Annotated in this window: 8 protein-coding genes; 5 read left to right on the forward strand and 3 right to left on the reverse strand. The window is 62.3% G+C overall.

What is annotated here, in order from left to right; all coding sequences use genetic code 11:
- Nucleotides 1-386 precede the first annotated feature (386 nt).
- Nucleotides 387-3,686, forward strand: a complete 3,300-nt coding sequence (locus D1Y84_RS05960) for a TonB-dependent receptor (protein WP_233581166.1) — start codon at nucleotides 387-389, stop codon at nucleotides 3,684-3,686.
- Between the two features lie 87 nt (nucleotides 3,687-3,773).
- Entirely contained in the window at nucleotides 3,774-4,961 is a 1,188-nt protein-coding gene (locus D1Y84_RS05965; protein ID WP_233581167.1) for a M20 family metallopeptidase, read from the forward strand.
- A 215-nt stretch (nucleotides 4,962-5,176) separates the two neighbouring features.
- On the opposite strand, the gene D1Y84_RS05970 is transcribed toward D1Y84_RS05965, so the two are convergent.
- From D1Y84_RS05970 to D1Y84_RS05975, 3 genes are all read right to left on the reverse strand, one after another.
- Complete coding sequence (locus D1Y84_RS05970; protein ID WP_233581169.1) at nucleotides 5,177-6,205, reverse strand: Gfo/Idh/MocA family protein; 1,029 nt, start codon at nucleotides 6,203-6,205, stop codon at nucleotides 5,177-5,179.
- Nucleotides 6,205-6,327 carry a hypothetical protein gene (locus D1Y84_RS18640; protein WP_255424339.1) on the reverse strand — a complete coding sequence of 41 codons (123 nt, stop codon included), beginning with the start codon at nucleotides 6,325-6,327 and terminating at the stop codon, nucleotides 6,205-6,207. Before D1Y84_RS18640 ends, D1Y84_RS05970 begins: the two co-directional genes overlap by 1 nt.
- 86 nt (nucleotides 6,328-6,413) lie before the next feature.
- Nucleotides 6,414-7,283: a hypothetical protein gene (locus D1Y84_RS05975; protein WP_124847705.1), complete on the reverse strand. Its 870-nt coding sequence runs from the start codon at nucleotides 7,281-7,283 to the stop codon at nucleotides 6,414-6,416.
- A gap of 219 nt (nucleotides 7,284-7,502) precedes the next feature.
- Between D1Y84_RS05975 and D1Y84_RS05980 the strand changes: the two genes are divergently transcribed.
- The 3 genes from D1Y84_RS05980 to D1Y84_RS05995 all read left to right on the forward strand — a co-directional run bounded on the left by D1Y84_RS05980 (nucleotide 7,503) and on the right by D1Y84_RS05995 (nucleotide 12,138).
- Nucleotides 7,503-8,366, forward strand: coding sequence for an NmrA family NAD(P)-binding protein (locus tag D1Y84_RS05980; protein ID WP_124847706.1), 864 nt, complete (start codon nucleotides 7,503-7,505; stop codon nucleotides 8,364-8,366).
- Nucleotides 8,367-8,487: 121 nt separating this feature from the next.
- Nucleotides 8,488-8,871 (forward strand): (2Fe-2S) ferredoxin domain-containing protein, encoded by a 384-nt coding sequence (locus D1Y84_RS05985; protein WP_124847707.1) that lies wholly within the window; start codon nucleotides 8,488-8,490, stop codon nucleotides 8,869-8,871.
- 1,029 nt (nucleotides 8,872-9,900) lie between these two features.
- Nucleotides 9,901-12,138 (forward strand): molybdopterin-dependent oxidoreductase, encoded by a 2,238-nt coding sequence (locus tag D1Y84_RS05995; protein WP_124847708.1) that lies wholly within the window; start codon nucleotides 9,901-9,903, stop codon nucleotides 12,136-12,138.
- Nucleotides 12,139-12,211: the final 73 nt, after the last annotated feature.

Here is a 12,211-nt window from a genome sequence, read left to right on the forward strand (position 1 = left end):
TACAGGGTTTCGCGGCGGGTGTGTGGCGCGTGGCCGGTCACTGCCGTAAGGGCTCATTTTTTACGCAGTGTTAGAACCTGACTTTCGAGCCCTGGGCAGGTGCAGCAGAATCATGGGGCGTCGGCGGCTCAGCCCTGCGCGGGCGGCACGTCGAAGAATTCCATTGCTTTCCGGCGTGATCGATTTTAATGTCAGGTTCATTCACGCTTTATGTTCATCTCTGGGTGAAACGATCAGTCGGGTGAACGAACAACCCCGCCCAGTTGTGCAAAGACCCTGGCAAGCGGTACCCCGGGGCAACTTCGGAGGCTTTCTACATGCGCAATCTTCAACCCAAGTGTTGGCTCACGGTAGCTACGGCCGCCCTCATGATGTCCACATCCGGAATGGCACAGACCATTACGGGCACGGTTAACGGAATCGTAACGGACGCTTCGGGCGCCGTTATGCCAGACACGACCATCGTGGTTAAAAACACCGCGACCAACGTAGAGACCACGGCCAAGACGAACAACGCCGGCGAGTACTCGGTCCGCTTCCTGCAGATCGGCCAGTATACGGTGACAGTTACTGGCGCGGGCTTCAAGACCTATACCTCGCAGCCATTCACTCTGGAAGTGAACCAGATTGCAAAGGTCGACGCCAAGATGGAAACCGGCGCGGCGACTGAAAACGTCAATGTGTCGGGCAACGTGCAGCCGATCCTGGATACCGAAGACACGACGCTCCAGACCACCTTCACAGCGAACACGATCCAGAACCTGCCGCTGAATGGCCGCAACTTCTCGTCGATCACGATGTTTCTGCCGGGTGCGGTTTCAACTTCGCCTGCCGACATGAGCGGAAGCTCCGGCATCGAGCGCGACACAGGTCAGAACGGCACCACCTCGGTAAACGGTAACCGCAACCAGTCCAATAACTACCTGCTGGACGGCGTGGAAATCAACGAGACGATCAACAACGTTATTGGTTACAACCCGAGTCCGGACGCGATTGAGAACCTGACCGTGATCACCTCCAACGCGCCCGCCGAGTACGGCAACGTCAACGGTGGCGACGTACTCGCGATCCTGAAGAGCGGCACGAACCACCTCCACGGATCGGTGTTCGGCTTCCTGGAGAACTACAACCTCGACGCCAACAGCTGGGCGAACAACTTCTCAGGCAATCCAAAGCAGCCGTTTACCCAGTCGATCTTCGGCGGTACGGTAGGCGGACCGATCATCAAGGACAAGCTGTTCTTCTTTGCTGATTACGAAGGCGCGCGCAATCAGACAGGCGGCACATCGGTTGACAGTGTCATTCCGCAGGCTTATCGGAACGGCGATTTTTCTTCACTGCTTACCACGACCAATGGCGTCACAAGCGGGCAGATCACGCACTACGTCGCAGGGCAAGGACTGGTTCCGTACCTGAATAACCAGGTGCCAATCACTAACCCGGTGGCACAGTTCCTGTTTGCGCATCCTGAGCTTTACCCGCTGCCGAACAAGGCTGCTATCGACGGCGTAGCGCAGGACAACTACATCGGCGCATATAAGCTCACGCGGCGCAACGACCAGGGCGACGTCAAGGTCGACTGGAAACTGGGCCAGAACGATTCGTTCAACGTGCGCTACTCGCAGGGCGAAGCATCCGATCAGAATCCTGAGAACGGACTCGCCATCACGTTCCCCACCGAGAACAGCTTCCCGTTCAAGGGTCTCGCGTTTAACCAGGTGCACACCTTCTCGTCGTCGATCATCAACGAGTTCCGTGCGGGCTGGTCGCGTGTGCGCTGGGTTGGCGGTGTCCCCGTGGATACGACCGGAGCCTTCGGTCTGACCGGTAACTCCCTGGTGGGCATCAACTACCCCGATCAGCCTTACCCGGGTTTTGCCCTGCAGGACTTCAGCAATGCCAAGGGATCGGTCGGCAACCTGAGCTACCTGACCGGCGTAGGTACCACCGGTGGTGGCAGCAGCCTGATCAACAACATCTTCACCTATGGCGACAACCTCACCTTCCAGCTCTCGAAGCACACACTGCGGGTCGGTGTGGAGATCCTGCGCTACCAGCAGAACAACTTCTACCCGGGTAATGACGGCATCATGGGCCGCGAGCAGTATGCTGGCGCCTTTACCGGCAACAACGTTGCCGACTTCCTGTCGGATCAGGTTTTCTACGCCGGCATCTCGGCGAACTCGGGCCGTAGCGGACAGCGCCAGTATCGCGACGCCGGCTTTGTGCAGGACGACTGGAAAGTGTCGGACAAGCTGACCGTCAACCTCGGGCTCCGCTACGAGTACGACCAGCCGATCTACGAAGTGAACGACAAGGAAGCCAACGTTGACTTGGCGACCGCTCAGTACTACTACGCGGGTACGGCAGCAGCAGCGGCGGTATTTGGTGACGGACACGCGCTGTACCACCCGACCTACACCAACTTCATGCCTCGCTTCGGCTTCGCATACCAGGCATCGCCCCGCTTTGTTGTGCGCGGTGGATATGGCATCACGAACTACCTGGAAGGCACCGGCGCCAACCTGCGCCTGAACTTCAACCCACCGTTCCAGCCGGCCTACGAGTACACGGCAAACGCTGCAACGAGCACCAGCCCTGGCGACCCGCTGCCCGCACAGACCGCCTTGCCGGAAAGCTTCGCGTCTTCTTCGAGCAGCAACACGCTGCGCGCCTGGGACAGCCATCTGCGCCCTGCGCTGATCCAGGAGTTCACACTCGGTACCGAGTATGAGCTGGACAACAAGACCTCGGTCTCGGTGGCCTACGTAGGCCAGACCGGTGCTCACCTGGTGGATCCGCGTGCGGGTAACCAGCTCACCGCGCCGGGTACTGTCGCTCCTTACGCGAATCTCGTTGGACAGACGGGCGCCATCGTGGTGACCGAAACCGACGCGATGATGAACTACAACGCACTGCAGGCTACGGTTCGGCATCGCCAGAGCAACGGTCTTGAGTACCAGTTGAACTACACCTACTCGAAGGCTATGACCAACAACGTCGGCTTCTACGGCACGGCAGTGACGGGTCAGGGCAACGGATACGGAGCCTACGCGCAGAATGGCTATGACCTGCATTCTGAGTACGGCCCGGCGGGTAACGACACGCCGCACAACATCAGTGCGACGGGCGTATACGAACTGCCTTTCGGACGTGGCCGCAGGTACGGTGCAAACATGAACCGCATCGTGGATGAGGCAGCGGGCGGATGGAAGCTCACCGGAACGGCGATTCTGTATGCCGGATTCCCTGTCACCCTCGGCGCACCGGACGAGACCTCGGTGCAGAACCGCGCGTCCCGTCCCGACCAGTATCGCAAGCTGAATGTGCGGGGCCGCAGCACCAACAACTGGTTCGGCACCGATCCTTCCGCAGCCCCTTGCCTTACCTCGGGCGTGGATAACGGAACCTGCGCGTACGGCACGCCCGCAACCGAGCAGTTCGGTACGGCAAGCAATGGCAGCCAGCGCTCTCCGGGTTACCGTCAGATCGATCTGACGGCCGGCAAGGCGTTCCACATCACCGAGTCGCAGAACTTCGAGTTCCGTGCTGACTTCTTCAACGCGTTCAACCTGGCCAGCTACGGTTACCCGGATACCAACATCGGGGACAAGAACTTCGGCCAGATTATCGACACCCGCTCGCCGGCACGTCAGGTCCAGTTCTCGGCGCACTACAACTTCTAACCGCTACAGGCTATACAGCAGCATGGGCCATCCTTCGGGGTGGCCCATGCTGCGTTTAGGACTGATGGGCGGCTTAGACTGAATGGCATGACGAGCGCGATGGGTGCTGTGGAGCGCGGGGCGGGTGGTGCCTTGCTGGCGGACGCACAGAAGGACCTGCCACTGCTGCTGCGACAGATGGAGCAGCTGGTGCGGTTGGAGTCGCCTTCCGACGACAAGGCGCGGTGTGAGCAGGCGCTGGAGCTGGTAGCCGGGTGGGCGCGGGAGATGGGTGGGGTCGTGCGGTGGTATCGCAGCCGGACCCATGCGGACTCGCTGGAGGTGCGGTGGGCTGGTCCTCGCCTGCGCGGCACCGCCGGTGGGGCACGGCAGCGGCCGGTGCTGCTGCTTGGGCACCTGGATACGGTGTGGCCGGTGGGCACGCTGGCCAGGATGCCGTTTCGGGTGGGACGGGAGCGGATTCAAGGACCCGGCGTGCTGGACATGAAAGCCGGGGTGGCCATGGCGCTCGCTGCCATGCGCCTGCTGCTCGCAGGAGGGGCGGCCGGGCGACCGGTCACGCTGCTGCTGCATGGCGACGAGGAGATCGGCAGCCCGGCTTCGCGGGCGGTGACCGAGCGGGTCGCGCCGGCGTGCGAGGCAGTGTACGTGCTTGAACCGGGGCAAGGGCCAGAGGGCGCATTGAAGACGGCGCGCAAGGGCGTAGGACACTACCGGCTGGAGGTCAGCGGGGTGGGTTCGCATAGCGGCGTGGACTTCGAGGCGGGGCATTCGGCGGTGCTGGAGCTGGCGCACCAGCTGCTAACGATTGCGAGCTTTACGGAGCCGGCGAGCGGGCTGACAGTAAACCCCGGCGTCATCGGCGGTGGAACCCTGTCGAATGTGGTGGCCGCCTCGGCGTGGGCCGAGATCGACGTGCGGATTGCCAAGGCGGCCGATGCGGGGCGGATCGAACGAAAACTGCGCTCGCTCCGGGTCAAGGACAAAGCATGCCAGCTCGAGGTGAGCGGCGGCATCAACCGGCCGCCGATGGAGCGGACGCGGGCGATCGGTACGCTGTTTGCAAAAGCGCGCGCAGTGGCTGCGGAGATGGGCATCGAGCTGCACGAGGCTTCCACCGGCGGTGGGTCGGATGGGAACTTTACCGCAGCCATGGGTGTGCCGACGCTGGACGGGATGGGTGCTGTTGGCGGCGGGGCGCATGCGGCCTCGGAACACGTGGTGCGTGGGGAGCTAGCGCCGCGGGTTGCGTTGCTGGCTGGGATGTTGCGGTGAGGCAAACCGCCTGCGCGGCTGGCGGCCACTTCGCGGCGGGTGATCGATGGCTGGAAAGGGTGCCCGCGTCTCAGAAGCTAGACATGGGGCACCCGTTCTGGTTGTGAAAGAAGACGTGCCACGAAGTGGCCGCCTCTCGCGCGCAGGGAGGGTGTTCTGGAATAAAGAAGCGAAGCTGTTGGGCTTCGCTTCTTTGTTGTTGCACCGGCCATGGTTTAGTTCTTCGGGGTTTTCTCCTGGCCGCGGGCGGGGGAGCTGGTGTTGATCATCTCCGGCGCACTTTGGGCGCGGAGTTCCTCCACCTGGCTTGGGGAAATACGGTGGGTCACTTCAACGCGGTCGACTTTTTCCCACTGGCCGCTGCCAAGCGAGCGGTGGATAGCTTCAATGACACGCACGTCGGCAAGCCCCTCGGTGGCATCGGGTTCGGGGTGGGTGCCATTAAGGATGCAGTTGGAGAAGTAGCGCATCTGACCACCGAAATGATCGGTGTTTTTGTAGCTGGTGTGGTCCTGCTTCTTGTCGATGATGGTAAACGACTCGAGCGGTTTGCCGTACATGTAGCAAGGGTTGAGCTCGAGCGACCCCTTGGTGCCGACCACGGTATAGGTGTCGATGGTGTTGCCGTAGTAGGTGACCGTGAACTGAGCGAGTCGGCCCTCGGGGAAGCGCAGGATGACGGAAACAGTATCGTCGAAGTCGCCGAAGCCGGCTTCGGGGTGGCGGACGCCGGTGGCAAAAGCCTCGGTAGGCTCGTCTTCGAAAAGGTTGCGGACGGCGTTGATCGGGTACGGGCCCATGTCGAGGATCGGGCCGGCGAGCAAACCGCTGGTAGCGCGGTGGTTCTTGGGGTCAAGCATCTGCGAGAAGGTGGAGGTGAAGAGATGTACCTGGCCAAGGTCGCCGGAGCGGACCTTCTCGATGGCGGCAATGGTGGCAGGCTCGAAGTGGAGGCGGTAAGCGACCATGAGCTTGGCCTCGGAGGCCTTCTCGGCTGCGAGTATCTTCTCGGCCTGCTCGGAGGAGACTTCCATGGGCTTCTCGAGCAGCACGTGAATGCCAGCTTCAAGGGCAGGCACGGTGTATTCGGCGTGTTGCCAGTTTGGGAGGCCGATGTAGACGGCATCGATCTCACCGGAGCGCAGTAGCTGGCCATACTGCTCGTAGTTATAGGTGTGCTCGATCTTGTACTTGTCGGCGAGAGCGGCGGCCTTGGTGGGGTCTCCGGTGACGAGCGCGGTCATTACGGAGTTGCCGGTGTGCTCGACCCGGGCATCATGGCTTCCTGCGAGATGGAGCCGAGGCCAACGATGGCGTACCTGACTTTGCGGTCTTCACCCAATCCCAGAACTTCCTTCAAACTCATCGAGCACTTCCCTGTTTCGCATATGTGCGATGCGAGGTGAGATGTGCGGGCGCGCAGAAGTGCCGCTTTGCGCAGGCGAGACCGGTTTAGAAGTTTGTGGAGCGGGTGAGAGCGTTGAGCAGATGAATAGCTCGGCGGCGCGCGCGCTGGGACAGCGTTTCGCCGGCGGCGATGGCGTGGAGCTTGCGCCGCTTGCGCTCGTAGGCTTCGCCGAAGAGCACGGGGTGGTAAATGGTCATCGGCTCCTGGTGTTCCTGGAACGTGCTGCCATTGAAGGCGGCGTGGAAGGTCAGGGTTTCCGTGGTGTAGAGCGTGGGGCCGAAGTCGTTGAGGTCGCGACAGGTGAAGGGGCTGTTGGAGAGCGTGGTAGCGACAAAGGCTTCGTCATTGGCCCAGGAGAGGCGACGGACGCGGTCGAGCGAGAGCTCGCGGCGGCGCTCCAGCAGGAGATCAATGGCGGCAGCGTTGATGCGCAGGATGTTGAAGAGGCAGGTATAGACGGTGGTGCCGGCGGAAGCGATGGAGTGGTCCCAGTACCAGCCGGCAGAGGCCTGAAGATTGCCCATAATGCAATCGATATCTTCGCTGTTATCAAAAACATGGAAGAAATGATCAAGGCCCGGACCGGTGATGCGGACATCGCCCTCGATGAGCCAGAAGCGGGTGATGGATGGGTACTGGGTGCGGGCGAGATACAGGCCGTAGTCGCCGCAGCGCCAGGCGAAATCGGACGGGCAGTGGATACCCAGGGCGCGGCAGGTGCGGGCCGTAAGCGAGAGTTTGCGGTAGGGGCTGACATCGACGGAGCCATTGCGCTCGTCGACGATGCACATCACCTCGCGGCCGCTCTCACGGGTAAGCCGTTCCGCAAAGGCCCGGGTGTGCTCGTCGAGCCGGGTGATGCGGAGGAGGATGACCTCGCCGTGCGGGGCGTCGGCTGTGTGGAATGTGGCCATGTTTGTGACTGGACTGCTCGTAACGAGGTTACCCGAATCTCTATGTAGGTTTTACTGCATATGTGAAGCATGGCGGAAAGATTTGCCAAAGAGATGAGTGACTAACGCGTAAAGCTCCGCGCAAGGCTCAGGACTGTAGAACCGAGCAGCAGACGGCGCAACTGGTGGCGAAGGAATCCAAGCGCCGCAAAGTGCCATCCAAGCGTCTGAGGAAACAGAATGTACGCAGTCACAGGCAGCACAGGACAGGTAGGCGGGGCGGTAGTGCGGGCCCTTTTGGCACAGGGCAGGCAGGTGCGGGCCTTGCTGCGAGACCCGGCAAAGGCTGCAGCTCTGCAGCAGGCAGGCGCGGAAACATTTGTCGTCGACATGGAAGATCCGAGCCATGTGGAGCAGGCGTTTACCGGCGTAGAAGGCGTGTTTGTGATGACGCCGCCGCTGCTGAGCGCGCCGGACCCGCGCGGGGAACACGAGATGATGCTTGCGACCATCACGCACGCCCTGCAGGCTGCGCATGTGCCACGGGTAGTGTTTCTTTCGTCGATCGGCGCAGAGCTGGACGAAGGCACGGGGCCGATTTTGAAAACGCACGACATGGAGCAGGCGCTGTTTGCGCTGCCGCTGGAAAAGGCTGCGATCCGCGCGGCCTACTTCATGGAAAACCTGGTACCCGCGTACGGGCACGCCAAGGAAAGCGGCCATCTGCCTGTGTTGATCGAGCCACTGGACAAATCGCTGGCGATGGTAGCTACCCGGGATATTGGGGAGCTCGCCGCAGAATTGTTGACCGCAGAGTGGACCGGACAACGGATCCTGGAACTGGAAGGACCCCGGCAGTACTCGATGCAGGATGCGGCAGCGGTGCTGAGCAGGCAGGCGGCCCGGGAGATCGTTCCGGTGCTTGTACCGCGTGAGCAGCGCGCGGCGATGTTTGAGCAGTTTGGTGCATCGCCCAAGGCCGCAGAGGACATGGTGGAGATGTCGGACGGCATGAGCCAGGGGCTGATCGCGTTTGCGGGCGGTGCGGGTATAGAGCATCAGCAGGGAGCGACCACGCTGGAACAAGTGTTCAGCAAGCTGTAAAAGGTGGCGCGGACGCACGGGCAAGAGACGCTCACTGGAGCGTCTCTTTTTCTGTTTGGGTGCGTTGTGGGAATTTCGATTTGGGATGGGCACGCTTTTTGTCTGCGGTTGAAGGAGCACGGTGAAGGCTGGAAAGAAGAAACAGGGGTCGGCAGGGGATACAGCGGCAGCGCCGGGTAGTCGCACGCTGTTTGTGTGTGTGCGGGATCGCAATGGCAAGGGCGCGAGTTGCGCCGGAAGTGGGGCGCGGGCCCTGCTCAAGGACATGCAGGCGATCCTGGCTGGAGAAGGGATTGCGCCGAGTGAGTTGCTGGTTCGCCCATGCGGGTGCCTGGGACTGTGCAAGCAGGGGCCGGTCCTGGTTGCGGCTGCGGGGGCTGCCGCTCTGAACAGGAAGCCGCCCAAAGTGAAGAAGGGGAAAAAGCGACTGGGCGTGTATACGCAGGTGGAGCCGGACGAGGCGCGATTGGTACTGCGGGACGCTTTGCTTGGGGAGCATGGTTAGGTTGCAGTTGCAGCCTGGGTCGGGCGGGAGCCCGATAGTAAGGGCGGCTGGTTTCAGGAACGGGACGACCGCTTGGCGGGTGCCCACGTCTCAAAGCGAGACATGGACACCTGGCTGGTTGCTGGTGATGAGCCCGGCGTGCGGAGCGGGGTTGATGAGCTGTCTCAGCCCTTTTTGTCGGCTGCTGCTTTGCCTGCTTTCTTTGTGGCTGGTTGGCTGGGGGCGCTCTTCTTAGCGTCGTCGTCTGTTGGGGCGGCTTTTTTAGTTCCGGCTTTTTTCGTGGCAGGCTTTGATTTGCCCGGTGTCTGGTCGGCTGTGGCGTGCCTGCGCGCTTCGGCAGCCTTGCTGGTGTTGGGGACAAACTGTTTGCCTTCACGCGAGCCGGAACGTTTGCGGCGGTTGGTGGCGGTTTTCTCTTCGGGGAAAGCTCTTCCCAGGCCTTCTCGGGCAGGTACCGCGTGGTGCCGCCGGGGCGCTCGGCGGGCTTGCCGTCTGAGGTAGTCCAGTGCTCGTCGCCCCAGTGCTTGAGGCTTTGCTGGGCGGCATCGGGGGGGTGGGTGTAGCCGCCACCCTGGGCCTCGTAGGCATGGGTGAGTAACTGGGCTTTGCGGGCGCTCCATTGTGCAGGCTTACCGCCCTTGTCGCCCGCGATAATCTCGGCCTTGAGCTTTTCGCGCAGTTCTGGATCGGTGTACCGTTCGTCGCCGCTGGTTTGTTGTTTCGCCGGCTTCGCGGCTGATTTCGCGGGCTCTTTCTTTGCCGGCTTCCGGGTTGATTGCTTCGGCCCTGTGTCCTGTTGCGCAGCTGCTTGTTTGGCTGTCCGCGTGTCAACCGATGTCCCTACTGGTTTCGCGGGTTGTTTCTTGCCAGGTGTTGCGGCTCGTTTTGCAGGCTGCTTTTCGGTCTGCTTCGGTGCGCTTTTGCCTGTGGTCTTGCTGCCTGTGCTCGTTGCCATGCTTGCTTCCCTTCCAATGTTTCGTTGCGTGTGCGGTGGGATGCGCCGCGGGCGGATAGCCCTACAATCCAGATATGGCTACGCACACACGACGCTCTGTCTGCTCACTGGACTGCCCGGACTCCTGTGGCGTGCTGGTGACGATTGACACGGAGACGGGCGAGGCTTTGCGCGTGGCCGGCGACCCGGAGCACCCGGTCACGCGCGGCTTTTTGTGTGGCAAGGTAGCGAAATACCTGGACCACGTGTATGCGCCGGATCGCGTGCTGTACCCGATGCGCAGGCGCGCGGGCGTGCCCAAGGGGCCGCTGGCACCGGGCGCTCAGAACGCGGCGTTTGAGCGCATCGGCTGGGACGAGGCACTGCATGCGATCGCCACGCGACTCGGCGCGATTGCACGCGAGCGTGGGCCGGAAGCGGTACTGCCGTACTCGTATGCGGGCACCATCGGGACCCTGGGGTACGGGTCGATGGACCGGCGGTTCTTTCATCGATTTGGTGCTTCGCAGCTGAAGCGCACGATCTGCGCGACCGCCGGGGGTGAAGCTTTTCTGTCGGTATATGGGCGCAAGCTGGGCACTGACACGGAGCACTTTCATCATGCGCGGCTTGTGATCGCGTGGGGCGCGAACATTCATAACAACAACATTCACCTGTGGCCACAGGTGGAAGAAGCGCGGCGCAACGGGGCATGGCTGGTAGTGATCGATCCGTATGCGACCCGCACCGCGCAGTTGGCAGACCAGCATCTTGCGATTCACCCGGGAACAGATACGGCGCTCGCCCTCGGGTTGATGCACGTGATCCTGCGTGACGGGCTGGAAGACGCGGCATGGTGCGAGCAGCACACGCACGGGCTGGCAGAGCTGCGAGCGCACGTGCGGAGTTACACACCGGCGATGGTGGAAGATGCCACGGGGATTGCAGCGAACCTCGTGGAGGAACTGGCGCGGGCGTATGCCACCACGAAGCCCGCGGTGATCCGCTTGAACTATGGCGTGCAGCGCTCGGAAAATGGCGGCGCCGCCGCGCGCGCGGTGTGCATGCTGCCCGCACTTACGGGCGCGTGGCAGCACCTGGGCGGCGGCCTGCAGTTGTCGACCAGCGGCGCCTTCTCCTTTGACAGCCAGGCGGTGGAGCGGCCGGACCTGATGTATGCGAGCCCACTAGGGCGGGCGGCGCGCACGGTGAACATGGCACAACTGGGAGATGCATTGTGCGACTTGGAGAAGCCCGCGGTGCATGCGCTGTTTGTGTATAACTCGAATCCCGCGGTGATTGCGCCGGAGCAGCGCAAGGTGCTGCGCGGGCTGCAGCGGGATGACCTGTTCACCGTGGTGCATGAGCAGAGCTTTACCGACACCTGCGACTACGCGGACTATGTGCTGCCGGCGACGACTTTCCTAGAGCACGTGGACATGCAGGGCGCGTACGGGCACTACTATGTGCAGTTGTCAGAGCAGGCGATTGCGCCGGTGGGTGAGGCGCGAGCCAACGTGGAGCTGTTCAGCGCACTGGCGCAGCACATGGGCTACACCGAGAGCTGCTTCAGCGACGATGCGGAAACCTTAATCGCGCAGGCGCTGCGGGAGGATGCCGCCCCTGAGGATACGACCCCAGGAAGTGTGCTGATGCGCGGGATCACGCGAGCGACGCTGCGAGCGCATGGCGGCAGCGAGCGGCTGCACTTCCCTTCCGAACACGCCGTGGCCCCGGAGCCTTTTCGTCCGTTCAGTGATGGCGTGTTTCCCACGCCTTCAGGCAAGGCCGAGTTCTTCTCGGAGCAGCTGGCAGCGCAGGGGCAGGATGCGATGCCGACGTACCATCCGCCGGTGGAGCTGCGCACGCGGCAGACGCCGGCTGATGCGGAGGGGATGCTGCAGTTCCTGCCGAGGAAGTCTGGGAACTTCATGAACTCGACGTTCGCCAACCACGCCGCGCACCAGAAGATGCAGCGCGAGACGCTGGACCTGCTGGAGCTGCACGCAGAAGATGCACAGGTGCGCGGGCTTGCGGAGGGCGACCTGGCGGAGATCCGCAATGAGCGTGGGGCGCTGCGTTTGCGAGTGCGCATCAGCCGGCGGGTGCAGCCGGGCGTGGCATCGGCGGGGATGGCGTGGAGCAAGCTCAACCCGGAAGGCGGCAAAGGAGTGAACCAGTTGACCTCGCAGCGGCTGACGGACCTGGGCGATGGGCCTACGTTCTACTCAACGCTGGTGCAGGTGCGACGGGTGCAGTGTGCCTGCGAGGCAGAGACTGGATGTGTGCTGTGCCACGTGGGTGCACTGGAAGCTGGTGTGAGCCTAGAGTGATGCAGACTATGGGTGCAGGCGATGGATGCAGGTGTTTGGGGTAATTTGGTTCCCACGTCTCAAGAGCGAGACA

The organism is Acidipila sp. EB88, assembly GCF_003858395.1.
GTDB lineage: Bacteria > Acidobacteriota > Terriglobia > Terriglobales > Acidobacteriaceae > EB88.

Excerpts from the sequence above, each read along its gene's own strand:
- D1Y84_RS05970 (WP_233581169.1), bottom strand. The coding sequence starts at position 6,205 with ATGACCGCGCTCGTCACCGGAGACCCCACCAAGGCCGCCGCTCTCGCC.
- D1Y84_RS05995 (WP_124847708.1), top strand. The coding sequence starts at position 9,901 with ATGGCTACGCACACACGACGCTCTGTCTGCTCACTGGACTGCCCGGAC.
- D1Y84_RS05960 (WP_233581166.1), top strand. The coding sequence starts at position 387 with ATGGCACAGACCATTACGGGCACGGTTAACGGAATCGTAACGGACGCT.
- D1Y84_RS05975 (WP_124847705.1), bottom strand. The coding sequence starts at position 7,283 with ATGGCCACATTCCACACAGCCGACGCCCCGCACGGCGAGGTCATCCTC.
- D1Y84_RS05980 (WP_124847706.1), top strand. The coding sequence starts at position 7,503 with ATGTACGCAGTCACAGGCAGCACAGGACAGGTAGGCGGGGCGGTAGTG.
- D1Y84_RS18640 (WP_255424339.1), bottom strand. The coding sequence starts at position 6,327 with ATGAGTTTGAAGGAAGTTCTGGGATTGGGTGAAGACCGCAAAGTCAGG.
- D1Y84_RS05965 (WP_233581167.1), top strand. The coding sequence starts at position 3,774 with ATGACGAGCGCGATGGGTGCTGTGGAGCGCGGGGCGGGTGGTGCCTTG.